At 64.1% G+C, this 24,410-nt stretch carries 24 protein-coding genes; 17 read left to right on the forward strand and 7 right to left on the reverse strand.

Annotation, left to right across the window (positions count from 1 at the left end):
- Nucleotides 1-46: 46 nt before the first annotated feature.
- Nucleotides 47-673, reverse strand: a complete 627-nt coding sequence (locus ACZI8W_RS03685; RefSeq protein ID WP_463367136.1) for a PadR family transcriptional regulator — start codon at nucleotides 671-673, stop codon at nucleotides 47-49.
- 66 nt (nucleotides 674-739) lie between these two features.
- On the opposite strand from ACZI8W_RS03685, the gene ACZI8W_RS03690 reads away from it, so the two are divergent.
- Together ACZI8W_RS03690 and ACZI8W_RS03695 are read left to right on the forward strand one after the other, a co-directional pair.
- Nucleotides 740-1,483, forward strand: a complete 744-nt coding sequence (locus ACZI8W_RS03690) for a hypothetical protein (protein WP_463367137.1) — start codon at nucleotides 740-742, stop codon at nucleotides 1,481-1,483.
- A gap of 19 nt (nucleotides 1,484-1,502) precedes the next feature.
- Nucleotides 1,503-2,165 (forward strand): hypothetical protein, encoded by a 663-nt coding sequence (locus ACZI8W_RS03695; RefSeq protein ID WP_463367138.1) that lies wholly within the window; start codon nucleotides 1,503-1,505, stop codon nucleotides 2,163-2,165.
- A gap of 44 nt (nucleotides 2,166-2,209) precedes the next feature.
- Here ACZI8W_RS03695 and ACZI8W_RS03700 read toward each other — a convergent pair whose 3' ends face one another.
- From ACZI8W_RS03700 to ACZI8W_RS03710, 3 genes are read right to left on the reverse strand one after another with little or no spacing between them, the layout of a single operon-like run.
- Nucleotides 2,210-3,832, reverse strand: coding sequence for a long-chain-fatty-acid--CoA ligase (locus tag ACZI8W_RS03700; RefSeq protein ID WP_463367139.1), 1,623 nt, complete (start codon nucleotides 3,830-3,832; stop codon nucleotides 2,210-2,212).
- Nucleotides 3,833-3,850: 18 nt separating this feature from the next.
- Nucleotides 3,851-4,966, reverse strand: coding sequence for an acyl-CoA dehydrogenase family protein (locus ACZI8W_RS03705; protein ID WP_463367140.1), 1,116 nt, complete (start codon nucleotides 4,964-4,966; stop codon nucleotides 3,851-3,853).
- A gap of 15 nt (nucleotides 4,967-4,981) precedes the next feature.
- Nucleotides 4,982-6,160: an acyl-CoA dehydrogenase family protein gene (locus tag ACZI8W_RS03710; protein WP_463367141.1), complete on the reverse strand. Its 1,179-nt coding sequence runs from the start codon at nucleotides 6,158-6,160 to the stop codon at nucleotides 4,982-4,984.
- Between the two features lie 105 nt (nucleotides 6,161-6,265).
- On the opposite strand from ACZI8W_RS03710, the gene ACZI8W_RS03715 reads away from it, so the two are divergent.
- From ACZI8W_RS03715 to ACZI8W_RS03770, 12 genes are all read left to right on the forward strand, one after another.
- Entirely contained in the window at nucleotides 6,266-6,454 is a 189-nt protein-coding gene (locus ACZI8W_RS03715; RefSeq protein WP_463367142.1) for a ferredoxin, read from the forward strand.
- Nucleotides 6,455-6,596: 142 nt separating this feature from the next.
- Nucleotides 6,597-7,514, forward strand: coding sequence for a 3-oxoacyl-ACP reductase (locus ACZI8W_RS03720; protein ID WP_463367143.1), 918 nt, complete (start codon nucleotides 6,597-6,599; stop codon nucleotides 7,512-7,514).
- 467 nt (nucleotides 7,515-7,981) lie between these two features.
- The gene (locus tag ACZI8W_RS03725) at nucleotides 7,982-8,746 is read left to right on the forward strand and encodes an MlaE family ABC transporter permease (RefSeq protein ID WP_463367144.1); all 765 of its coding nucleotides are present in this window, start codon (nucleotides 7,982-7,984) and stop codon (nucleotides 8,744-8,746) included.
- Nucleotides 8,747-8,765: 19 nt separating this feature from the next.
- Nucleotides 8,766-9,614, forward strand: a complete 849-nt coding sequence (locus ACZI8W_RS03730; protein WP_463367145.1) for an MlaE family ABC transporter permease — start codon at nucleotides 8,766-8,768, stop codon at nucleotides 9,612-9,614.
- A gap of 10 nt (nucleotides 9,615-9,624) precedes the next feature.
- Nucleotides 9,625-10,803, forward strand: a complete 1,179-nt coding sequence (locus ACZI8W_RS03735) for an MCE family protein (RefSeq protein WP_463367146.1) — start codon at nucleotides 9,625-9,627, stop codon at nucleotides 10,801-10,803.
- A gap of 2 nt (nucleotides 10,804-10,805) precedes the next feature.
- On the forward strand, nucleotides 10,806-11,825 hold the full coding sequence (locus tag ACZI8W_RS03740) for an MCE family protein (RefSeq protein WP_463367147.1): 1,020 nt from the start codon (nucleotides 10,806-10,808) through the stop codon (nucleotides 11,823-11,825).
- Nucleotides 11,822-12,880, forward strand: coding sequence for an MCE family protein (locus ACZI8W_RS03745; RefSeq protein WP_463367148.1), 1,059 nt, complete (start codon nucleotides 11,822-11,824; stop codon nucleotides 12,878-12,880). Before ACZI8W_RS03740 ends, ACZI8W_RS03745 begins: the two co-directional genes overlap by 4 nt.
- Complete coding sequence (locus ACZI8W_RS03750) at nucleotides 12,877-14,205, forward strand: MCE family protein (RefSeq protein ID WP_463367149.1); 1,329 nt, start codon at nucleotides 12,877-12,879, stop codon at nucleotides 14,203-14,205. Before ACZI8W_RS03745 ends, ACZI8W_RS03750 begins: the two co-directional genes overlap by 4 nt.
- The gene (locus tag ACZI8W_RS03755) at nucleotides 14,202-15,419 is read left to right on the forward strand and encodes an MCE family protein (protein WP_463367150.1); all 1,218 of its coding nucleotides are present in this window, start codon (nucleotides 14,202-14,204) and stop codon (nucleotides 15,417-15,419) included. The genes ACZI8W_RS03750 and ACZI8W_RS03755 overlap by 4 nt, the downstream gene beginning before the upstream one ends.
- Nucleotides 15,416-16,831, forward strand: a complete 1,416-nt coding sequence (locus tag ACZI8W_RS03760) for an MCE family protein (RefSeq protein ID WP_463367151.1) — start codon at nucleotides 15,416-15,418, stop codon at nucleotides 16,829-16,831. The genes ACZI8W_RS03755 and ACZI8W_RS03760 overlap by 4 nt, the downstream gene beginning before the upstream one ends.
- Entirely contained in the window at nucleotides 16,831-17,415 is a 585-nt protein-coding gene (locus tag ACZI8W_RS03765) for a hypothetical protein (RefSeq protein ID WP_463367152.1), read from the forward strand. Before ACZI8W_RS03760 ends, ACZI8W_RS03765 begins: the two co-directional genes overlap by 1 nt.
- Nucleotides 17,412-18,044: a twin-arginine translocation pathway signal gene (locus ACZI8W_RS03770; RefSeq protein WP_463367153.1), complete on the forward strand. Its 633-nt coding sequence runs from the start codon at nucleotides 17,412-17,414 to the stop codon at nucleotides 18,042-18,044. The genes ACZI8W_RS03765 and ACZI8W_RS03770 overlap by 4 nt, the downstream gene beginning before the upstream one ends.
- 19 nt (nucleotides 18,045-18,063) lie before the next feature.
- On the opposite strand, the gene ACZI8W_RS03775 is transcribed toward ACZI8W_RS03770, so the two are convergent.
- Both ACZI8W_RS03775 and ACZI8W_RS03780 read right to left on the reverse strand, forming a co-directional pair.
- Nucleotides 18,064-19,569, reverse strand: a complete 1,506-nt coding sequence (locus tag ACZI8W_RS03775) for an alpha,alpha-trehalose-phosphate synthase (UDP-forming) (protein ID WP_463367154.1) — start codon at nucleotides 19,567-19,569, stop codon at nucleotides 18,064-18,066.
- Between the two features lie 30 nt (nucleotides 19,570-19,599).
- Nucleotides 19,600-19,767 carry a hypothetical protein gene (locus ACZI8W_RS03780; protein WP_463367155.1) on the reverse strand — a complete coding sequence of 56 codons (168 nt, stop codon included), beginning with the start codon at nucleotides 19,765-19,767 and terminating at the stop codon, nucleotides 19,600-19,602.
- A gap of 209 nt (nucleotides 19,768-19,976) precedes the next feature.
- On the opposite strand from ACZI8W_RS03780, the gene ACZI8W_RS03785 reads away from it, so the two are divergent.
- The 3 genes from ACZI8W_RS03785 (at nucleotide 19,977) to ACZI8W_RS03795 (ending at nucleotide 22,644) form a co-directional block, all read left to right on the forward strand.
- Nucleotides 19,977-20,777 carry an alpha/beta fold hydrolase gene (locus tag ACZI8W_RS03785; protein ID WP_463367156.1) on the forward strand — a complete coding sequence of 267 codons (801 nt, stop codon included), beginning with the start codon at nucleotides 19,977-19,979 and terminating at the stop codon, nucleotides 20,775-20,777.
- A 221-nt stretch (nucleotides 20,778-20,998) separates the two neighbouring features.
- On the forward strand, nucleotides 20,999-22,408 hold the full coding sequence (locus tag ACZI8W_RS03790; protein WP_463367157.1) for a lysine N(6)-hydroxylase/L-ornithine N(5)-oxygenase family protein: 1,410 nt from the start codon (nucleotides 20,999-21,001) through the stop codon (nucleotides 22,406-22,408).
- A complete protein-coding gene (locus ACZI8W_RS03795) occupies nucleotides 22,405-22,644 on the forward strand; it encodes an MbtH family protein (protein ID WP_054805259.1) in 240 nt (79 codons plus the stop codon). The genes ACZI8W_RS03790 and ACZI8W_RS03795 overlap by 4 nt, the downstream gene beginning before the upstream one ends.
- 7 nt (nucleotides 22,645-22,651) lie before the next feature.
- On the opposite strand, the gene ACZI8W_RS03800 is transcribed toward ACZI8W_RS03795, so the two are convergent.
- Nucleotides 22,652-24,328, reverse strand: a complete 1,677-nt coding sequence (locus ACZI8W_RS03800) for a threonine/serine exporter family protein (RefSeq protein ID WP_463367158.1) — start codon at nucleotides 24,326-24,328, stop codon at nucleotides 22,652-22,654.
- Nucleotides 24,329-24,410 lie beyond the last annotated feature (82 nt).

Below are 24,410 nucleotides of genomic sequence, written 5' to 3' on the forward strand. Positions count from 1 at the left end.
CTTCGACCTTCTCGATTCTTCCGGCGCGTATCGGAGGAAACTCGGATCAGTCGCCGGTCGCGAGTACCTCCGGTAAGGGCGAGGCGTCCAAGAGTTCCTGCGTATCCCATGTCAGGTCGCCGGTACTGATCCTCTCGAGGGTGTCGTCGATCCACCGCATCTCGGCGCGCAGCATCGCGATGACGAGTTCGTTCTCCACCAGGAACACTTCCGGAAGGTGGTCCGTGGCGGACTCCGTCGCCTCGGTCAGGGTGTCGAGTTGGTCGGTGAGCCGTTCACGGCGGACCTCGAGGAGCTTGCCGGCATGCGCGGGTGAGAGGAACGACATCAACGACACAGCAACCGGGAAGGTTGGATACTCAGGCCGGGGACTCGTAATGCTGTTGGTAAGCCACGAGTGCAGCATCGACTCGCCGTGCGCAGTAATGCGATACACCGTCCGGTGAGGCCCAGCGTTGCTGGTCCGGACATCGGAAACACTCACGCAGCCTTGGCGCTCGAGCCGGTCCACGGTCTGGCGGACGCTGTTGCGGTGTTCCACATTCACCAAGCGGTCCTGGCCGCGTTCGCGGATCACCTTCTGCAGCCCGTACACGTGCATCGGATGCTCGGACAGCAATCCGAGTAACAGCAGGGCGAGTGGAGACCTGAAACTCTGCGTCGAATCTGGCACCTAGACATTCTATGCCTAAGCGGTCTATCCTCATAGACATAACATGCCTACTAAGAAGGATGTGTCATGTCCGAACTCGGTAGAGAACGAATGAAAGCCCGATCGGAGACCGTCGATCGGTCGACGAGCAGTATGAACACCATCCGTACTCAGCGCCGGAGTGCCGTTGCGCTCCTGGCGACCGGAGTCGTGTTCTATGTTCTGCCAACCGCATTGCACGGGAACCCGCCGATAGAGGATGCTGCGGCCACGCTCGAGTACGTGAACGAACGTGGGCTATGGACAATCGCACATTTTGCAAATGTTGCGGCTGTGGTCATGTGGGCCAGTGCTGCCGCGTTGATGCGGGTCAGCGGTGTGTTGTCGAGTGGTCGTGGGGCGGTAGCAAACTCCGTCTGGAGCATTGCAGGTGGTGCCTTCGGCATCTACTTCGGAATCCACGCTGTCGGGCTCTGGTCTGCGGCTGCTCAACTCCACGACGTGCCGACGGCTGTAGTGACCGAGCGCGCCGAAGCGATGCTGCTGGTTCTCGGCAGCGCGGCGTTCGTCTCCCAGGCGCTCCTGGGCGCAGCGGTAGGACTGCTGGCCTTGGCGGTGATCGGAGCGCAAACCTGGTCGAAGGTGCTTGGTGGCGTAGGGATCGTGGCCGGTCTCGGTTGGCTCCTCGGTGCCCTTCTCGTCAACTTCGCCATCATCGTTCCCTTCACGACCTTGACCTGGATCTGGATCATCGCCCTGGCGATTGCGGTGTGGCGGACGACGTCGTCGGTGGGAACGGGACCGGCACGACCGGCCGGTACAAGAGTCTGATCAATGTAGGAGTGTACGGATGCGACTGGCAGATGTTCTGACCGTGAGACGTCTTCGGCAACTGCTCCTGTTGGTCCACATCACCGCCGGATGCGGATGGATTGTTACGGCCGTCGCTGAAGCTGCATTGCTGACGCGCGCCCTCGGAGGCGATCCACTCGACCAGCGGTTTGCAGCTGAAATGAGCTTGTTCCTGGACGACGAACTACTCGTACCATGTGCGCTTGCGGTCACCTACACAGGAATCATGCTTGCGCTGATGACATCGTGGGGGTTGATGCGGTACTACTGGGTCACAGTGAAACTCGTCGCCACTATCGCGGGACTCGTGTTCGGTTCACTTGCGGTCGGCGGGTGGTTACATGCCACCGTCGACGCTACTCATCACGGAGAGTATGGGCCAGCGCGCGCCACCATCGTCTCGGGTTGGATCCTTGTCATCGTGCTTATCGCAGTCGGATTCGTGGCGATTTCCAAGCCGTGGGGAAAGTTCCGCGCCAGGCATGCACCGCCGATTCAGGAGCGGCGGCCCCTCGTGTGGATCGCCGTGACCGTGGTCCCATTTGTCGATTATGCTCTCGGTGTTGTCGGAGGTCTCATGCTCGCCGTCGTACTCGTGTATGTCGGGAGCATATATGTCGACCGGAAGTGTTCCGGAGTCTCTCTGTTGCAACCAATTTGATGCTCACGTGGGACTCTCTCGTTGCGGTAGAAGGAGCTGTGGTATCAGGTACGCGCCGGGCGTGGTTCCATGGACTGGTTCGGTTCGGTTGTAAGCAAACGAAATTCGTTCTCGTTGCGAGCGCGGATCCAGACTGGGTCCTCGCAGTCCCACCGCTCCGCTGAGAGTGAACGAGTGAGGATCTTGAACGTTGCAGTACGTGGCAGGCTTCGGGCCACCCGAATGAACGTCGGAGTTTGTTTGGGTCCGAGGTCGGTCTGAGCCCGGAGGAATGCGGCGAAGGCGATCGGGTCGAACTCGTCGTCGGCAGTGGGCACGACCGCAGCCATCACCCGGTCGCCCACATCTCGGTCCGGCACACCGTACACCGTCACCTGTGCGAATCCTGGATAGCGCTGCAGGACTCGTTCGATGGGGGCGGCACCCAGATTCTCGCCGTCCACCCGCAACCACCCGGAACTACGGCCCGCGAAATACACGAAGCCGTCGACGTCTCGGTAGGCGAGGTCGCCGCTGTGGTACCTGCCGTCGCGGATTCGCTCCGCGTCGGCCTGTGGGTTCTTGTAGTAGCCGGAGAATGCTCCGGCGCCTTCGTTGTTGACGAGTTCTCCGGTGGCCTCGTCGGCGTTGACGATGCGGCCGTTCGCGTCGAACTCCGCGACCGGGCACTCCAGCCCGGTGTCCGGGTGGAGGATCACGACATTGTCGGGAAGCAACCCCAATGAGCCGGGAGGCCTGCCGGCAGTGGCGCGGATAGAGATACCACCCTCGGTGGAACCGAACCCGTCCACGACGGTCGCGTCGAATCGGCGGGCGAACTCGGCGACAGCGGGCGCGCTACCTTCGTTTCCGTACATGATGCGCAACGGGTTGTCGGCATCGTCAGGTAGTTCAGGTGTCGCGACGATGTAGGACAGCGGCTTACCCACGTAGTTCGCGTACGTGACCGAGAACTTGCGCAGGTCGGGCAGGAACCCCGACGCGGAGAACCGGCGACGCAGCGCGATCGAACTCTCGGCGGCCAACGCGACGCCCCAGCCGGCCATCATCGCGTTCGAATGGAACATCGGCATCGAGAGATAGACGGTGTCGGCCGGACCCAGACCGAACCGCTCGGCCAGCATGCTGCCGGGGTCGGAGATCTTCGCGTGGGTACACCGCACGGCCTTCGGATCACCACTGGTACCGGAGGTGAAGATCAGCATGAGGAGGTCATCCGGTTCGGTGGCGTCGACGACCTGCTCGGAGTCGGCGTAAGGGGATATCGTCGCGCGCCACTCGGCGGAATCGACATCGATCACCCGCACACCCGGAAGATCGAGGCCGTCGAGAAGTCCGATGTGTGCGGTCTCGGTGAACACGACCTGACAATCCGCGAGCAGGATGTCGCGGGCGAGCGCCTCACCTCGCCGGGTGGTGTTCAGGCCGGCCACTACCGATCCCGAGAACGCCGCAGCCCCGAGCAGCAGCGAGAACTCCGGCACGTTGTCGAGGAGCACGCCGACGTGCCGTGGACGCGACGGATCGAGAATGGCGCGCAGCAGCGCTGCTCGGTCGTGCGAGAGCGTGACGTGCTCGCTCCACGAGACGAAGGACCCTTCGAACCGCAGGCCGCGGTCGTCGATTCCGGCCAGGCGACCGAGCAGAGCGGCCACGGTGTCGGACATGATGACAACCTCCGAACGTCAGGCAGGAGCGTCGGCGAGTTCCCGGCCGAGTGCGCGCAACTGCGTCGTGGCAGATCCCAGCAGGAACTCGTGATGCTTCGCAACGAGGAAGTACCGGTGAGCGGGATGGTCTTCGTCGAGTCCGACTCCACCGTGGACGTGCACGACGGTGTGCGCGACCCGGTGTCCGGCATCGGCGGCCCAGAATGCGGCGGTGCGTAGGGCAGTGATGTGGGGGGAGCCCTGGGCGATACGGAAGGCTGCCTGCCACAATGTCAGTCGAACGCCTCTGACGTCGATATACGCATCGGCCAGACGTTGAGCGACGGCCTGGAAGCTGCCGATGGGCCGATCGAACTGGATTCGTTCGCGCGCGTACTCGGCAGTGAGTTCGAGGCCTCGCTCCAGGACACCGCTCTGGTAGGCGGCCGATCCGAGGAGCAGACGGTCGCGAAGCCGGGCCGCGACGGCGGCGCCGTCACGGCCGAGCACGCGATCCGGCCCGAGCTCGACCCCGTCCAATGCAACCATGCCGACGGATCCGGCACCGGTGGTCTGTTGCGGGGTGACCCGCACGCCGGGATCATCCGCGCGCACCAGGAACACCACCACCCCGTTCTCAGTGGCGGCGGGTACGAGGAAGCCGTCGGCGGCGGGTGCGGTGTCGACGACGATCTTGGTGCCGTCGAGCACATGGCCGGTACCGGACGCGGTGGCGGAGGTGGTGGGGTGCAGTGGATCGTCGTTGACCTCTTCGGTCAACGCGGCCGTCAGGATCGTCTCGCCGGACGCGGCGGGTTCGCCCCACTCCTTGCACTGTGACGCCGCACCGAACTCCGCTATTGCGGACGCAGATACGACGATCGAGGTGAGATAGGGGACCGTTGCAGCGCCGCGTCCGAGTTCGATGAGGACGCCGGCCTGTTCGAGAGGGCCGAAGTCGTCGCCGCCGACGGAATCGGGAAGCGCTGCCCCGAGCACACCCGACGACGCAAGTGCATCCCACAGGGCATGATCGGTGCGGTCGTGCGCCGTATCGAGGCTGCGCTGATGTTCGTTGGTGACGACGTCGGTGACGATGCTGCGCGTGAGTTCCGAGAGGTCCTGCTGCGCTTCGGTGAGGGTGAAATCCACGCTGGATGTCCTTTTCTAGCGCTTGGACGGCGGCAGGCCGAGTGCGGTCATCGCGATGATGTCGCGTTGCACTTCGTTGGTGCCGCCGCCGAAGGTGAGAATCAGCGAACTGCGATGCATCCGCTCGATGCGTCCGCGCAGCAGTGCGCCGGGCGAATTCTGCCGCACTGTCGCGGCGGGGCCGAGAATCTCCATGAGCAGGCGGTATGCCTCGGTGGCGAACTCGGTGCCGAAGACCTTGTTCGCGGAGGCCGGGGCGGGGCCGAGCGGTCCGGTGCCGGAAGCGATGTCCCAGTTCATGAGCTGGAGGTACTCGGCCTTGGCGTGCACCCGGGCAAGGTTGATCTGTACCCACTCCTGATCGATGACACGCCGGCCGTCGGCAAGTGTCGTCTGCTGGGCCCAGGTCCGGACTTCGCGCAGGGCACTGAGGACCGGCCCGGCGGATGTCAGGGCGACCCGCTCGTGATTGAGTTGATTGGTGATCAGGGCCCAGCCGCCGTTCTCTTCGCCGACGAGGGCGGAGGCGGGTACCCGGACGTCCTGGTAGTAGGTGGCGCTGGTGTCCGGGCCGGCCATGGTGTGCACCGGCGTGTAGGAGAATCCCTCGGCATCGGTGGGGACGATGAGGATGCTGATCCCCTTGTGCTTCTTTGCCCCCGGGTCGGTCCGGACAGCAAGCCACACGTAGTCGGCATACGCGATCAAGCTCGTCCACATCTTCTGCCCGTTGATCACCCACTCGTCGCCGTCGCGTACGGCGCTGGTGCGCAGTGCCGCGAGGTCGGTGCCGGCTTCCGGTTCGGAGTATCCGATGGAAAAGTGGAGTTCACCGGCGGAGATGCGAGGGAGGAAGTATGCCTTCTGTTCGTCGGTGCCGTAGTGCATGATCGTCGGCGCGACCGAGTCGATGGTCAGGAATGGAACAGGTGCGCCGGCGATCGCGGCTTCGTCGCTGAAGATCAGCTGATCCATCGCGGAGCGGTTCTGGCCGCCGAACTCTTCGGGCCAGCCGAGGGTGAGCCACCCGTCCTTGCCCATCTGCTGGACGACTTCGCGGTACACGTTGCCCGAGCCGTACTCGCCGGTGGTGGCTGCGAGTGCTTCGCGTCGTTCGTCTGTCATCAGGCCGGTGAAGTACTCGCGAAGCTCTTCGCGCAGATGTTGCTGCTCGGGGGTGTAATCGATGTCCACGAACGCTCCTTCGTCGTCTAGGATCCGACGAATCATTGCACAGAATTGTAACGCGTTCTAGTGTAAGTTCGAACGACTCGTACGGCGAGGAAATGAGGTCCGGAAATGGATGTCGAGGTCGACTTCGACCGCTGTGAGGCCAATGGTGTGTGCGTGGGTATCGCACCCGAGGTCTTCGATCTGAACGACGACGACGAACTGATCGTCGTGCACCCTGTTCCGGCGGGGAGCGAGGAGCTGGTTCGCGACGCGATCGCGCAGTGCCCGCGTGCGGCGCTGTCCGAAGTCGGGTAGCGCCGAGCCGGCGGAAGGTCCACCGGGGCTTGTCATAAACAGCAACAAGTTCTAGATTCCGGGGCGACTTCGGATCTCCGGGGTGGACCACGGGTGGGGGTATCTCGGATGCCCCGCTCGATTTTCGCAAGGGAGTGCGTGAATGAGTGCTGTCGGCAACGGTCGCGACGAGGATGTGTCGCTCGAAGGCAAGGTTGCGGTTGTCACCGGTGCCGGTGCCGGCCTCGGGCGAGCAGAAGCGCTCGGGCTGGCCCGTGCGGGAGCGACGGTGATCGTCAACGACCTCGCGGCCGGTGAGGCAGTGGAGCACACCCTCGCGCAGATCCGGGAGCTGGGGGTCGACGCCGAGTTCGTGCCCGGCAGCGTCGCCGAACGGGAGACCGCCGATGCAATGGTCGCCACCGCTGTGGACCGGTTCGGCGGTCTCGATATCGTGGTGAACAACGCCGGCGTCGTTCGCGACCGGATGCTTCCGAACATGTCGGACGAGGAGTGGGACACCGTCGTCTCGGTGCACCTGCGCGGTCACTTCCTCCTGTGCCGCAACGCCGCTGCATTCTGGCGCGGGAAGTCGAAGGAGGCCGGCGGTCCCGTGTACGCGCGGATCGTGAACACCTCGTCCGAAGCCGGGCTCCTCGGCCCCGAGGGGCAGGCCAATTACGGTGCAGCCAAAGCGGGGATCACGTCGCTCACCGTGTCGGCGGCTCGTGGTCTGTCACGGTACGGCGTCCGTGCCAACGCGATCTGCCCGCGGGCTCGCACCGCCATGACCGAAGCCGTGTTCGGCGACGCCCCCGACGGGGAGATCGATCCCCTTTCCCCCGACCATGTCGCGTCATTGGTGTCGTATCTCGCCTCTCCTGCGGCAGAGACGATCAACGGTCAGGTCTTCATCGTCTACGGCCCGATGGTTGCGTTGATGGCAGCGCCGACCGTCGAGCAGCGCTTCGACGCGGACGGAAGGTGGACCCCGGCTGATCTCGCGGCCGAGCTCGGCGGGTACTTCGCCGACCGGGATCCGGCCAAGACGTTCTCGGCGTCCGCGGCTCTCGATCTGTGATTCACCTCTAAGCTTTGCATCAAGGCTCGACTCGGACATCCGTCCGGATCGGGTTTACTGCAACTATCGGTGTCGGTTACTGTGCAGTCCGGGCGCCCTCGGGGTGTCGGCGCCCGGACTCCGACAGTTGTGAGGGTGGCATTCTCGATGTCGAACTAAACAGAGAATCTGTTCTAGTTTTGCGTCCCGGTCGCGCCCCCTTTTCGCTGCCGTAGCGCCATCGTCCCGGCGATGCGTTCAGGTTGCTCGGTGGTTCGCATTACCTTGAATTACCAGCGTAAACAGCATTCTATGCGGTCGGCGCCCTGAGGTCCGATCGAGTTCTCTCGTCAGTGAAACCGGTACACATCCCGTGGAAGCGATGCATCTTTGACACGTGAACACGTTCTAGTTAATATGATGCGGGTCACAGCGGTGCCGCTGTTGTGGCGTGGCGCAAGCAAATCAGCGATCGAAGGGGGAGTGCGGTGGTAGACCTCTTCGAAGTTCCCCTTCGTGCCGTCGGCGGATTGTTCGCCATGACGGGCGAGACCGCGCGTGCCGCCTTCGTCCGTCCGTTCCAGCGGCGCGAATTCATCGACCAGGCATGGTTCGTCGCCAGGGTTTCCCTGATGCCGACCATCCTCGTCGCGATTCCCTTCACCGTGCTCGTCAGCTTCACGTTGAACATCTTGCTGAGGGAGATCGGCGCGGCCGACCTCAGTGGTGCGGGAGCTGCGCTGGGTGCCGTCACTCAGGTCGGTCCCATGGTCACGGTGCTCATCGTCGCCGGCGCCGGAGCGACCGCGATCTGCGCCGACCTCGCCGCGCGAACCATTCGTGAGGAAATCGACGCGATGAAGGTGCTGGGAATCGATCCGATTCAGCGCCTCGTGGTGCCCAGGGTTCTCGCCTCCACCGTGGTCGCGTTGCTACTCAACGGACTCGTCTGCACCATCGGCATCCTCGGCGGTTTCGGATTCTCTGTCTTTTTCCAGGGTGTGAACCCGGGCGCTTTCGTCAACGGCATCACTCTGCTCACCGGATTCGGGGAACTCATGATCTCTCAGATCAAAGCGGGTCTGTTCGGCATGATTGCCGGGCTGGTCGCCTCGTATCTCGGCCTGAACGTCAGGGGCGGTGCGAAGAGTGTCGGCGACGCGGTCAACCAGACGGTTGTGTTCGCATTCATGGCGCTGTTCGTCGTCAACCTCCTTGTCACTGCCGTCGGCATCAAGCTGACCGGCGGATGAGGGGGAGGGGAAACACGCTATGGCATTGATGACAGGTCGATTCTCCAGAGTCACAAGAAAACTCGGAAAGACGTCAGGTTCGATCGACAAGATCGGCGAGCAGGCGTTGTTTTTCGCCCGCGCGGTGGGGACCATGCCGCGCGCGGTGATGCACTACCCGAAGGAGACGGTACGGCTGATCGCGGAGATCAGCATGGGAACGGGCGCTCTCGCGGTGATCGGCGGAACCGTCGTCATTGTCGGTTTCCTGACGTTGTTCACCGGCGGAATCATCGCAGTGCAGGGATTCAGCTCGCTCGGCAATATCGGGGTAGAGGCACTCACCGGCTTCTTCGCCGCATTCATCAACGTGCGAATCGCCGCACCGACCATCGCGGGCATCGGTCTCGCGGCGACGATCGGCGCAGGCTCGACCGCGCAACTCGGCGCGATGCGAGTGTCCGAGGAGATCGACGCGCTCGAGACCATGGCGATTCCGTCGATTCCGTATCTCGTCTCCACGCGCGTCATGGCCGGGATGATCTCGATCATTCCGCTGTACTCGCTCGCAGTCATCGCTTCGTTCATCGCCAGCCGCTTCGCGACGGTCGTGCTGTACGGGCAGTCGGCCGGTGTCTACGATCACTACTTCTCGACGTTCCTCGCTCCGACCGACATCCTGTGGTCGTTCGTGCAGGCCATCGTGATGGCGATCGCAGTGATGCTGATCCACACCTACTACGGATTCAACGCGAGCGGCGGCCCCGTCGGCGTGGGCGTCGCGGTCGGCAACGCGGTGCGGGCGTCCCTGATCGCCGTTGTCACCGTCACCTTGCTCATCTCCCTCGCGGTGTACGGCACCTCGGGCAACTTCAACCTGTCGGGGTAGGGCGAAGCGCATGGATACTCCCTCGTGGAAGAAGAAACTTGCCGCCGGCGTGTTCGTCGGCGGACTGATCGTGATGGTCGTCGTGGCACTGACTCTGTTCGTCGGCGGGTTCACGTCCACGACACCGGTCACCGTCACCTCGGCCCGGTCGGGTCTGGTGATGGAGACCGATGCCAAGGTGAAACTGCGTGGGGTCGAGGTGGGCAGGGTCGCGTCGGTAGAGCACAGTCCGTCCGGTGCCGTTCTCGAACTCGCGATGCAGCCGGGTCAGATGAACCTGATCCCCTCGAACGCACAGGTGTCGATCGAATCGACCACCGTGTTCGGCGCGAAGTTCGTCAACCTCATCGTCCCCGACGACCCGTCGTCGACATCGTTGCAGGAGGGTGCGGTGATAGCGGCCGACAACGTGACCGTCGAGTTCAACACCGTCTTCGAACACCTCTCCGAGGTGCTGGCGCAGATTCAGCCCGAGAAGCTCAACGCGACCCTCGGTGCGCTGTCCGAGGCGCTCAACGGACGGGGAGACGAGCTCGGTGCCACTCTCGTCGCAGCAGACGACTACCTCGCCGAGATGAACCCCTCGCTGCCGCAACTGGAATACGACCTCGAAGTGGGAGCCACTGTTGCACAACTGTATGCCGACACCGCACCCGATCTGATGGCGACGGTGGGGAACGCAACGGATGTCGGCAACACCATCGTCGACGAGCAAGAGCAGCTCGACCTTCTGCTGATGAATCTCACCGGATTGGCCAACACGGGCCGGGACGTGTTGTCGGAGAACGAAGGGCAGCTCACGACGGCGCTCGATCTCCTCACCGATACGACCACACTGCTCGGTGAGTATTCGCCCGAGCTCACATGCTTCATCATCGGCCTCAACGACGCTCGAATTGCATTCGAGCCGATGACGGGCACCGGAAAGTACCCGGCCCTGATGCTCAGTACCAGCTTCATGGGTGGTGCGACGGCCTACAACCAGGAGGACGATCTACCGGTGGTCGGTGCATCGGGCGGCCCCAACTGCCACGGCATGCCGAACTTCGATCCGGTCCGCGACGGTAACGCGTCGTTCGTGGTGACCGACACTGCGACCGTTCCGTACAAGCCGACCACGGAAGCGTGGATTCGGTACCCGACGATCTTCGGATACATGTTCGGCGACTACCTTCCGACAGGGCGGTGACCATGAGAGACACCACGGTCAAGTTCACCGTGTTCGCCGTTGTCATGGTTCTCGTGTTCGCAGGCCTTGCAGTGGTATTCAGTCAAGCGCGCTTCACGAGTACCGAGGACTACCACGCCACGTTCGCCGACGCGTCGGGACTCGAGGCCGGAGACAAAGTGCGCATCGCAGGAGTGCAGGTCGGGTCGGTCACGGGCGTCGACATCGGGGATGGCAATCATGCGGAAGTCGCCTTCGATGTGGATTCCCATCACACCCTGTTCCAGGGCACCCGGGCCACGGTGCGCTACGAGAACCTGGTCGGCGATCGCTATCTCGAGCTCCTCGAGGGGCCGGGGAGTGTGGAGATTCTCGCCGCGGGAGGCGCTATCCCGCTCGACCAGACCGAGCCCGCTCTCGACCTCGACCTTCTGCTCGGCGGATTCAAGCCTCTGCTCAAGGGGCTCGATTCCCAGCAGGTGAACGACCTCTCCGGTGCGTTGCTGCAGGTCTTCCAAGGCCAGGGCGACACGCTGGTGTCGTTGCTCGGAACCACCAACTCGTTCACCAATTCACTCGCCGACCGCGATCAACTGATCGGCGACGTCATCAACAACCTCAACGACGTTCTCGGTACCATCGACGACCACGATCAGGAGTTCACCGAGACCATCGACCAACTGCATGCGTTGGTCGGTGGACTCGCCGAGGATCGAGATCCGATCGGCGCCGCGATCCCGCAGATCGCCGCTGGCACCGCAGATCTGGCGTCACTGTTGCAGAACACGAGACCGGACCTGCAATCGGTGATCGCCGAGACGAACCGCACCATGACCCAATTGGACCTGGGTGAGGACGACATCAATACCACCCTCGAACGGCTCCCGTCGGACTACAAGAAGCTGATCCGCGTGGGTGCATACGGAAACTTCTTCCAATTCTTCCTGTGCGCCAACACTTTCAAGGTGTCCGGTCCGGACGGTACGACCATCCGGTTCGAGTCTGCCGCACAGACGACCGGAAGGTGCGCGAAGATCGAATGAGTGGAATCCGAGAACCAAATACGCTCCGGATCGGCGCCATCGGTCTGGCTGTATCCGTCTCGATCGTGGTGGCGGGCCTGCAATACGATCAGCTGCAATTCCTGTCCGGTGGCCTGACCTATTCGGCGCGGTTCGCCGACGCAGGCGGCCTCATGGCAGGAGACGATGTCATGCTTTCCGGCGTCGACGTCGGCTCGGTCACCGATGTCGAGCTCGACGGTGAGGCAGTGCTCGTCACGTTCACCGTGCGCGATGGCATCGGGCTCGGCGACGGCACCGGTGCCGACATCAAGACCAATACGGTGCTCGGGGCGAAATCCTTGGCGGTCCGACCGAGTGGAGATGGCGTGATGCGGCCGGGCTCCGTGATCGCCCTCGAGCGCACCAACTCGCCGTACTCCCTGACCGACGCACTCGGCGATCTCACGACGACTGCGTCGGAACTCGACACGGAGCAGATCAACGAATCGCTCGAGGCGCTCTCGGATTCGTTGCAGGACACATCCCCCGAGATTCGCGGTGCCCTCGAAGGGATGACGAGACTGTCCCAATCCATCAATGCGCGCGACGAGTCGCTCACTCAGCTGCTCGAACGCGCGGAGGGGGTCACCGGGATCCTGTCGGAGCGCAGCGATCAGGTGAACGCGCTGATCGTCGACGCGAACGCGCTCTTCGGTGAGCTGAGCCTGCGACGCGATGCCATCACCGCACTCATCACGAACATCTCGTCGGTGTCGCGTGAGTTGACCGGCCTCGTCCAGGACAATCAGGCCCAGATGGGGCCGACGCTCGAGGTGCTCAATTCCGTCACCGAGAACCTGCAGGCGAACAAGGAGAATATCGCCGCTGCGCTCGACGGGCTCGGCCCTTACGTCAGTGCGCTCGGCGAATCCGTTGCGAGCGGACCGTTCTTCAATGCCTATGTGTCGAATATCCTCCCGGCACCGTGGTGGAAGGCCATCGTGGACAGTCAAGTGGCACCCGAGCTGTTGCCGCAGGATCTGCAGGACATAATTCCGACGGATCCGCCGTCGATCAAGAGGGATGGCGAATGAACGCGCAGACCACACCCAACGAGAATGCCGCCCGAGGCCGACCCGCCTGGGTGATACCTGCGATCGCCGGTGTTGTGGTCGTCGTGCTCGTCGCCGTCGGGTTCGTCGTGTTCTCCGGCTGGGGTAAGCGCACGATTCATGCCGAGTTCCTCTCGACGAGTGGGCTGTACGAGGGCGACGACGTGCGTGTGCTGGGCGTTCCGGTCGGGAAGGTCACCGACATCGACCCAGGAGACGAGGTCGTTCGGGTGACGATGCGAATCGACGGCTCGGTGGACGTGCCGGCCGATGCGAAGGCCGTGACGATTGCGCAAAGTCTCGTGTCGGCGCGATTCGTGCAGTTGACACCCGTGTACTCGGGTGGCGACGAGATCTCGGACGGTGCGACGATCCCGTTGGAGCGCACCGCATCTCCGGTGGAATGGGACGAGATCAAGACCGAGCTGATGCGCTTGTCGGAAGCGCTCGGGCCGGAAGAGCTCGATCCGCAGGGTTCGCTCGGGCGATTCATCGACACCGCCGCGGAGAATCTCGATGGCAATGGCGCGACGATCAACAGCACATTGCGCGAACTGTCCCACACGATGCACATACTGTCGGAAGGGCGCACCGATCTCTTCGGGACGATCCGCAACCTGCAGACATTCGTGTCGGTGCTGTCGCAGAGCAATGAACAGATCGTTCAGTTCGGTGGCCGCTTGGCGTCCGTGTCGGACGTGCTCGCCCAGAGCTCGGACCAACTCGGCGTCTCTCTCGCCGACCTGAATGTAGCGGTAGGAGACGTGCAGAGATTCGTGCAGGACAACCGGGCAGGATTGACCGAATCGGTGCAACGACTCGCCGACGCGACCCAAGTGCTCGCGGACAAACGCCCCGAGATCGAGCACGTCCTGCACTCTGCGCCCACCGCATTGTCGAACTTCTACAACATCTACAAGCCGGCCCAGGGATCGCTCACCGGTGCGCTGGCGCTCAACAATGCGGCGAACCCGATCGAATGGATGTGTGGTGCTGCCGGTGCCGCGGCGAACGCCACGTCGGAACGGAGCGAGGAACTGTGCAGACAGCAGCTCGGTCCGGTTCTGAACTCGATACAGGCCAATTATCTTCCGTTCATGACAAATCCGCTGGCCGGGGTACAGGCCTTCCCCGACCAGATCGAATACTCCGAGCCGTGGCTCGAAGGTGCGTCTGCCGGGCGGGGAACGGCGCCGCAGCAGGCGGAGATGCCGGCATCGCCGCTGGACGGGCTGATCTCGGGACTTCCCGGAATCACGGTTCCGGACGATCTGGGATCGCTACTGCAGCCGGGAGGAGGACGATGAGAATCGGCCGGAAGGCAACTCGGTTCGCGGCGATGGTCTCGATCGTCGCCGCTGCGGCGACAGTATCGGCGTGCGAGTGGGACGGGCTCAACTCCGTTCCGCTGCCCGGTGCCGCGGGGCGAGGTGACGACGCCTACCTGATTCAGATCAGAATGCCGAACGTGACTACCTTGACGCAGAATTCACCGGTGCGAATCGGTGATGTCACCGTCGGTTCCATCGAAGGCATCGAGGTCGAGAACTGGCACGCATTGGTGACGGTGTCGCTCGAAAACGGCGTCGAACTACCCGCCAACGCCACTGCTCGTATCGGCCAGACGTCGCTGCTCGGATCGCAGCATCTCGAACTGGCATCACCGATCGACGAAGATCCGCAGGGGCGGCTCGAACCCGGCGACATCATCCCGATCGAACGTGCGGGCGCCTACCCGACGACGGAGCAGACTCTGTCCTCGTTGTCGGTCGTACTCAACGGCGGTGGACTCGCGCAGATCAACGACATCACCACCGAGCTCAATGCGGCCCTCGTGGGTCGAGAAGACGCGATCCGCAATCTGGTGCCGCGGCTCGACGAACTCGTCTCGACTCTGGACACCCAACGGGACGACATCGTGTCGGCACTCGAAGGGATGGACCGGCTGGCCGCTACGGTCAACGGCCAGAACGACACTCTCGTCAGAGCACTCGAAGAGCTTCCCCCCGCGCTCGAGGTGCTGTCGGATCAACGGCAGAACCTGACGTCTGCCATGTCGTCGCTGGGGGAGATGAGTACGGTCGCGAGCAGGCTCGTGGAGAACAGCGGCGACGACCTGAAGACGAACCTGCAGGCCTTGTCTCCGACACTGCGTGCGCTTGCCGACTCGGGCAGCGCACTGACCGAGGTGCTCGGTGTGCTGTTGACCTACCCGTTCCCACAGGCGGGTCTCGACCAGATCATTCGAGGTGACTACACGAACCTCGCGATGACCATCGACTTGACGCTGGACCGGCTCGACCTCAACTTCCTGACCGGAACACCGTTGGCCGGGCGTCTTGCGGGGCCGGAAGGGATCCTCGGGCAGGACGCCGGAATTGCGGCCGAGGCAGTCGATCCATTCCGGGCGCCGCTGGCGCCACCCCCACCGGCTCCGCCCAGTACGGAGGGGACGGTGACCATCCCGGGCATCGGCGAGATCAAGATTCCGGGTCTTCCCTGGGAGGTGCCGGCACCATGATGCTCACCAAGTTCGTTCGTATCCAGCTCTCGATCTTCGCGGTACTCACTGTGATCGGGCTGGTCGTGATGTCGCTGCAGTACGTGCGTCTTCCTCAGCTGGCGGGTATCGGCCGATACAACGTCACGGTCGAGCTGGCATCGACAGGCGGGTTGTATCCCCAGTCGAACGTGACCTACCGGGGGAACACCGTCGGCACGGTCACGAGCGTGACGTTGTCGCCGGTGGGCGTCGATGCGGTGCTGTCCATCGAGTCCGATCAGAAGATTCCCGCGGACGTCGACGCCGCGGTGCGCAGTGTGTCGGCCGTCGGTGAACAGTACGTCGACCTCGTCCCGCACGACGGCGCGTCCACGGGCGAACACCTCGGTGACGGCGATGTGATCCCCGTCGATCGCACGACCGTTCCACAGGAAGTCGGCGCGCTCCTCGACCAAGCAGATGTATTGCTCGCCAGCATTTCCGACACCCGGTTGCAGACAGTCGTCGATGAGGCCTTCGAGGCGTTCAACGGCACCGGCACAGACCTGCAGAGGCTGATCGACTCCACACGCCTGTTCGTGCAGGAGGCATCGGCGAGCTCGGGCGAAACGCGCAGGCTCCTGGACGAACTCGGACCGCTTCTGGACACGCAGGTTGTCAGCAGCGACTCGATTCGATCGTGGACCCGAGACATGATGACATTCACCGACCAGCTCCGCGAGAGTGATCCTGATTTGCGGGCGCTCATGGAAAAGGGGCCGTCGGCTGCCGCTGAGGCCGAGACCCTCCTGCAAGACCTGCGGCCGACGTTGCCGATTCTCCTAGCCAACCTGGTCAGCGTCGGTGAGGTGGGCGTCATCTACAACGCGGGTATCGAGCAGATTCTCGTGTTGTATCCACCGATGACGAGCGCACTGATCACCGCTGCGGGCGGCGGACCGGCTGAGGACGGTGCGTTGGTGGACTTCCATCTGCAGCTGAACGATCCGCCGGCATGCCTGTCGGGATTCCTCCCGCCGGATCAGTGGCGCAGTCCGAGCGATACATCGGTGGTGGACACTCCTCCTGATATCTTCTGCCAGTTGCCGCAGTCGGATTCGAACGCGGTACGCGGCGCCCGGAATGCGCCGTGTATGGAGTATCCCGGTCGGCGCGCGCCGAACCCGGAGCAGTGCCGTACCGGGTATACGCCGGGCTACACGGACAACCCGTGGATCGGGGCACCCACCCCGGTAGGGTCCGAGAGCGAGATGCCGACGCCGGCGTCGCACACCGAAGGCGAATCCGACGCTGCTCCGGCAGGAGTGACCGCGCGACGGATCGATCCCCAGACGGGCACGTACATTGGGAGCGACGGTGCGGTGTATCGGCACGCAGACCTCGGGGAGGGGACGAATTTGGAAACCTACATGAAGGCACAGCAGGGCTGATGGCGGACGACACGAGCAACAAACCCGAAGAGGACACGGTATCGCTGACCAAGAAGGCCGAACCGGTTGCCCCGGGCGAGCCGGGTCGACCGGGTACCGGACCGCGATGGGCGAAGGTCGTCACGATTGCCGCATCCGTGTTGGTCGTCGTGTTGGTCGCCGCTGGGGCATGGTTGCTGTTCGAACGGCAGGGCGCCGCCGACCGGAACGACCGCCGTGAGGAGTACCTGCAGGCCGCGCGGCAAACTGTGCTCAACCTGACGAGTATCCAGGCAGAGACTGCGGATGCGGACGTCCAGCGGCTCATGGAGGGCGCAACAGGCGACTTCAAGGCCGAATTCGAAGGTCGCGAGGGTCCGTTCGTCGAGGTCGTGCAGCAGGCCGGGGTCAGTACGACGGGCGAGGTGCTCGAAGCCGGAATTCAGAACGAGGACGGCTCGTGCACCGCATCACTGGTGGCGGCGCGGGCGATGGTGAGCAATGCCGACCAGAGCGAACCCGAGCCGCGTGACTTCCGCCTCCGCGTGACGGTCTGCGACGAAGAAGGCCGCTTGCTGGCATCGAAGGTGGAGTTCGTGCCGTGAGCGATGATCGGAAGGACGAGCGCGTGACAGCTGCCGACGCAGAGGCCGAGAGCACCACAGACGCCGGGAGCACCACAGACGCCGGGAGCACCACAGACGCCGAGAGCACCACTGAGGCCGGGCATGGTCCGGATACCGGGACGGCGAAGTCGCAGCTGCCGTTGATCGCCGGTGCCCTCGGGGTGGTGGCGGTGGTGTTCGCGGTGCTCGTCGGTTGGTTGGGATACGGCAAGATTCAGGATTCCGCGGCCGAGTCCGCCCGGAGCGAGGCGGTGGCTGCGGCCGAAGAGCAGGCCGTCGCGATGCTTGCGTACGACTTCGACAACGTCGACGAGCAGACCGAGGCCGCCGGGGAAGGGCTGACCGGGGATTTTCGGGATGAGTACATGAACCTGATGCGGAATATCATCGCGCCCGGCGCGAAGGAGAAATCGATCAGCGTGCAGGTGAATGTGCAGGCGTCGTCGGTGGTGACGGCCGATGCCGACCATGCCGTGACGCTGTTGTTCCTCAACCAGATCACCACCAGTTCCGAGAACCCGGAGGCTGTGAGCAGCGGAAGCCGAGTACGCGTGGAGCTCGAGAAACAGGACGGCCGCTGGCTCGTGAACCGGTTGACGCCGATCTAGAGCCGGGAGAATCGTCCGGTCAGCTCGGTTCTCCGACTTCTGCGGGGGTGACCAGAGCAGGCCCGGCTGCCCCGCCATGCGCAAGTGCGTCGAGGAAGGCGCGAGCCCAGCGGTCCACGTCGTGGGTCAGCACCTGCCGACGTAGGGCACGCATCCGCTTGCGGCCCTCATCGCGAGTCTGGGTGAGCGCGGCTTCGATCTTGTCCTTGACATCTTCGAGGTCGTGTGGGTTGCACTGATATGCCTGCCTCAATTCTGCAGCAGCACCGGTGAATTCGCTGAGTACCAGTGAGCCGCCGAGGTCGCTTCGGCATGCGATGTATTCCTTGGCGACGAGATTCATTCCGTCTCGCAACGGGGTCACCAGCATTGCGTCGGCCGCAACGAAGAACGCGATGAGATCCTCGCGGGGGACCGGGCGGTGGATGTAGTGCACCACGGGGCGCCCGACTTCGGCGTACTCACCGTTGATTCGGCTGACGACCATTTCGATTTCTCCGCGCATCTGCACGTACGACTCGACGCGTTCACGACTCGGTGTCGCTAGCTGCACCATGACGGTGTCGGTGGGGTCGACGCGCCCCTCCGCGATGAGTTCACGAAGCGCATCGAGGCGGACGTCTATCCCTTTGGTGTAGTCCAATCGATCGACGCCCAGCAAGACCTTCGCCGGATTGCCGAGTTCTTTCCGAATCGCCTTGGCGCGCGACCGAATCTCTTTGCTGCGAGACTGCTCGTCCAGGGCCCCGGAGGCGATGGAGATCGGGAACGCGCCCACCCGCACGGTACGGAACCCCACCTGCACCACGCCGAGCTTGGACCGTACCCCGACGGTGCCTCGGGAGGTCTGATGACCAGCGAGGCGGCGGGCGAGGTAGAGGAAGTTCGTGGCACCGCCCGCGAGGTGGAACCCGATGAGATCGGCGCCGAGAAGACCCTCGACGATCTCGGTGCGCCACGGCATCTGCATGAACAACTCGACCGGCGGGAACGGGATGTGGAGGAAGAATCCGATGGTGAGGTCGGGTCGCAGCATCCGGAGCATCTTCGGGACCAATTGGAGTTGGTAGTCCTGGATCCACACTGTCGCGCCGTGCGCGGAGGCTTTCGCCGTGGCGTCGGCGAATCGCCTGTTCACTTCTACGTAGGAGTTCCACCACTCGCGCCGGTACTCCGGGCGCACGATGACATCGTGGTAGAGCGGCCACAGGGTCGCGTTGGAGAAGCCTTCGTAGTAGTCGGCGATCTCGTCGGCGGTGAGCGGCACGGGATGCAGGACCATGTCGTCTTCGACGATCGGGGCGAGTTCCGCGTCTGCGACCCCGGCCCAGCCGACCCATGCGCCCCGGTTACTGCGCAGGATCGGTTCGAGCGCAGTGACGAGACCGCCGGGACTGCGCTTCCAGCGGGTTGTGCCGTCCGGTAGCTGTTCGAGATCGACCGGGAGACGGTTCGCGACGACCACGAAGTCCGATTCGGTGAACGTGTCGGAATCTTGACGCGGTACCGCCTCGTCGGTCGTCACATCTTTCCTCTCCGCCTACGGGTCGTTTTTTCAGTTCTTGTCGAGCGGGCCGATGCCGAGCATCGACAGGAGCATGCGGCACTCGTCCGCGTCCTCGGCGTATGCGGCGACGACGCGCTGTGCTTGGCGTGCGGTTTCGTCGGCGAGGGGTACGAGTTCTTCGTCGACGATGTCTTTCGCCGTGGGTTCCGCGGCCATGATTGTCCTCCCGGGGTGACTGCTGTGAGCAGGCGCTCTACCCGACTCTATGAGAATCGGACACGTCGACGCCACCCGCCTTCTGCTGGATCGAGTCAGGCGAGTGTCCGGGCGGGGCGACGATCCGCCGCGGTACGGTGTTACGGGGGTGCGCCACGTGTCGTCGTGTGGCGCTGTTCGCTCATCGCTATTTGCCGAGGAAGGTTTTCATGCCCATCGCCACGATCAACGGAATCCCGCTGAATTACCAGGTCAAGGGTTCCGGCGACCTGGTCGTCCTGATCATGGGGACCGGTAGCCCTGGTCGCGTGTGGGAGCTGCATCAGGTTCCCGCACTGGTGAACGAGGGATACCGCGTCGCGACGTTCGACAATCGCGGTATCGCACCGTCGGGGGAGAGCCTCGGCGGTATCACCATCGAGGACATGGTCGAAGACACGGCGGGTCTGATCGAACTGCTCGGCGGTCCGGCGCACATCGTCGGAACATCGATGGGTTCGCGAGTTGCGCAGGAACTTGCGCTTGCCCGGCCGGACCTCGTGCGGAAGGCCGTGTTCCTTGCGGGACACGCTCGGATGGACCGTTTCCAGATCACCCTGACCGAAGGTGAGCGTCAGCTGTACGACAGCGGGGTCGAACTGCCTGCGAAATACCAGGCTGCGCTCACGGCCGTGATGAACCTGTCTCCGGCGTCGCTGGCCGATGAGCACACTGCTCGCGACTGGCTCGACGTCTTCGAGTTCAGTGGCGGTCGCGTGTCGCCCGGTGTGCGGGCTCAGCTGGGCATGGATCGGGAATTCGATCGTCGTGCTGCCTACCGGGCGGTGCGGGTGCCGTGCCTGTCGGTCGGCTTCGCCGATGATCGGATGATTCCGTCGTACCTGACACGTGAGGTGGCCGATGCGATCCCGAACGCCCGGTACGAGGAGGTCCCGGACGCCGGCCACTACGGCTACCTCGAGCGTCCGGAGGCCGTGAACAAGCTGTTGCTGGACTTCCTGGCCGACTAGAACCTGAGGGTGGTGCGAGCGCGGCGGAATCCCTGGGGGTCCGCCGCGCTCGTGTCATTTCAGGCACGTCGGCGGAGGTCGTGGGCGCAGCCGAACGAGGGTCCCCACAGCGGGGACTTCGCTTGGTACGCTCGCCGAACCAAGGTTAGCCTGAGCTTTGTTCAGGGGTGTTGAGGCGAGCCGGCTGCGGGCATCGTGCCCCCGACTACGGAAGTTGAGTGATGATCGACCGATCCAGCACATTCACCGGTCACTCGGAGGTGCACGGCGCCCCGCACGAGGACGTCTTCGACCTCGTCGGCATCGGTTTCGGACCCGCGAATCTGGCGTTGGCCATCGCGATCGAGGAGTACAACGAAAGCTGGCCCGGCACCGAGGTCCGCGCGTGTTTCTTCGAGCGTCGTGCCGAGTTCGCGTGGCATCCCGGAATGCTCCTCGAAGGCTCCACCATGCAGATCGCTTTCCCCAAGGATCTTGTCACCTTCCGGAACCCGACCAGTAGTTACAGCTTCTTCTCTTACCTCCACGAGCACGGTCGGCTCGTCGACTTCGTCAACCATCAGACGTTCTTTCCCACCCGGCTCGAGTTCCAGGACTACCTGCAGTGGGCTGCTCGACGGGTCGGTACCGAGGTTCGCTACGGCGCCGACATCGTGTCCGTCGAACCGTTACGGAACGCGCAGGGGAGCGCGGACCTGTTCGCGGTCCGCTCCGCGGACGGCAGTGTCGTCCACGCTCGGACGGTCGTGATGGGTGTCGGTCTGCGGGCGCGCGTTCCCGGTTGGGCGACCGAGTCGTCACGTTGCTTCCACAATCACGACGTCCTGTTCCACCTGGAGGAGATGCCGTCCCCGATTCATCAGCGGTTCGTCGTCGTGGGCGCCGGTCAGAGTGCCGCCGAAGTGGTGCAGTACCTGCACACCCATTACCCGCAGGCCGAGGTCCACAACGTCTTCGGCCGGTTCGGCTACAGCCCCGCCGACGACAGCCCGTACGCCAACCGGATCTTCGACCCCGATGTGGTCGACGAATTGCACGCCGCTCCGTCCGAGGAGCGCGAGCGTCTCCTCGCGCTGCACAAGGGCACCAACTATTCGGTCGTGGCGCCCGAACTGATCGAAGCGCTGTACGCAACCGAATACCGCGAACGGGTACGCGGACCGCGCCGACTGTTCATGCGTCGTGCATCCGAAGTGCTCACCACCGAGGAGACCTCCGCGGGCATCGAGGTGGTGGTTCGTAACAACCTGGACGGTCTGTCCGACACATTGAAGTGCGACGCCGTCGTCCTCGCGACCGGTTTCGAGCCGGCACCGCTCGGCTCGATCCTCGGAGATCTCGCGTGGGACACCCCGGCGCCGCCGGTGGCACGCGACTACCGGCTGGAGTTGCCTGCCGATGTCGCGGCCGATTTGTACCTGCTGGGAGGGACGGAGAAGACTCACGGTTTGACTGCGTCGCTATTGTCGAACGCGGCGGTTCGGGCAGGAGAGGTTCTCTCTTCGGTCCTCGAACGCCGGCTGCAGCGGCAATCGGTGGGGCGGGCGGAGCCTTCGGTGGAGCACGCAGGGATCGGCGAGCTTGGTAGAATTCCGAACCAGCACACCTACGCAACAAGTGAGGCGAGATGAGCACGAATCCATTTGACGACGAAGACGGCCGCTTCTACGTTCTCGTGAACGACGAGGAGCAGTACTCGCTGTGGCCGACCTTCGCCGAGGTTCCGCAGGGGTGGCGGGTGGTATTCGGCGAAGAGTCGCGCGCCGCATGCGTCGAGTACGTCGAGCAGAACTGGACCGATATGCGTCCCAAGAGCCTGCGCGACGCCATGGAGGCCGACGAGAAGGCCCGACAGGGCAGCGCATAGAACCCTTCTACATCCGACGAGAGTCACGCAGCCGACGAAGTCGCTGGGTGACTCTCGTCTTCTGCGTAGGCATGGGTGCGGTGGTGGAAGTCCGTGACGCCGGCAGCGGCCCGGAGCTCTCGGTGACGGCCAGCGGTCCGGTGCCCTCGGTGACGGCCAGCGGTCCGGTGCTCTCGGTGACGGCCAGGGGGCCGGTGCCGTCGATGACCGGTATCGGCCCGGTGGTCGCGGTGGCACTCGGCCGGTCCTCGGCTTCCTCCATTGCGGTCCGCGACCCGGTCCGGCGCATCTGCGGTCGGCGTAGCCCGCTCGCGGCAGCACCGAGAAGAATCCGGGGATGGCGCGTCGTCCGGGCCAGCCACTCACCGAGGGTCACGCCGGCGGCGAGGGCACATCCGATGCCGAACGCGGCGAACAACGCTGTCATGCCGGTGGTGACCTCGTTGCGCAGCATCGCATACAGACCCCGGTACAGGGCCAAGCCCGGCAGCAGCGGGGTGATACCGGCAACCGCGACGACGAGCGGCGGAATCAGCGCGCGGCGGGCCATCAGGCCACCGGCGAAGCCGATCACCGTCGCGGCGATCGCGGACGACACGATCGGCCCGAGGCTCAGGCCCAGAGACAACTGGTAGACGAGGGCCCCCGCAGCGCCGGCAAGGGCCGCCACTGTCAGGGCCCGACGCTCCGCGTAGCAGGCCAGTGCGTAGAACAGAGCGGCCGCCGCGCCTGCGGTGACCTTCGTCGGCAACTGATTCAGATCAGGTGGCGGCGCATACGTGATCAGGGGGAGTTCGGCCCCGAACACCTCGGCGATGCGCAGTGTCGTCGCGACACCCGCGATGATCCCGCCGGTCATCATCAGCAGTTCGAAGAACCGCGCCGACGCGGTGATCGGCGCGCCGGTGATGGCATCCTGCACCGAACCCACGAGAGAGAGCCCGGACAGCAGCACGGTCACGCCCGCCGCGATGATCAGGCCCGGCAAGATCTCGAATCCGAGCACGTCGCGGAGCCCGTACAACGTGATGGCCGGGGCCGTTGCGATGATGCCGCCCATCACGTGCTGGAAGAAGAACGGCAGCCCCGCGGTGTTGAGAAGCCGGTTGACGCGGTCGATCACGAAGGTCGATGCGAATGCCACCAATGCAACCAGGAACCCACCACCGAGCAGCACGGAGATCGCCGCGGCCATGCCCGACCACGCGATCGTTGCAACCCAGCGGTTGTAGGGGTGGGGCGCCCCGGTGAGCGCCATGAGTTCCTCGTGGGCCTGTGCCGGTGAGATGGCGTCGCGCCGGATCCTCCGGGTGAGACGATCGACTGCTGCCAACCGGGTGAAGTCCATCGATCGGTACTGCACCACGCGCATGGTGCTGGCCGGAGGCATCGTCTGCCCGCGATAGGCCGACAGCACGATCGAGTTGTAGGTGACGTCGACGTCGCACTGGGCCAGACCGTAGGTGGCGGCGACGAACCGTACCTGTTCGGAGGTGTCGATTGCGCCGGTGCCCGCAGCGAGGAGAACCTCACCGACCCGGACCGCTACGTCGAGGGCTTCGGCGACCACGGCGTCGTCCGTCAGGTCGATCGGCTGCAGCGGCGCGGGCGCAGCGGTGACCGCGTCGATGGTCGCACGCCGCTTGCCGAAGATCAGATTGGCGACGCCACCCAGTATGTTCACCGGCGGCCGTCCGCAACGAGCTCGTGGCAGGCAGGGGTGAAACGCATGAGTTCCACGGTATCCAAAGCGGGTGGGTGTGCAC

It is taken from the genome of Rhodococcus ruitaii, from assembly GCF_055230935.1.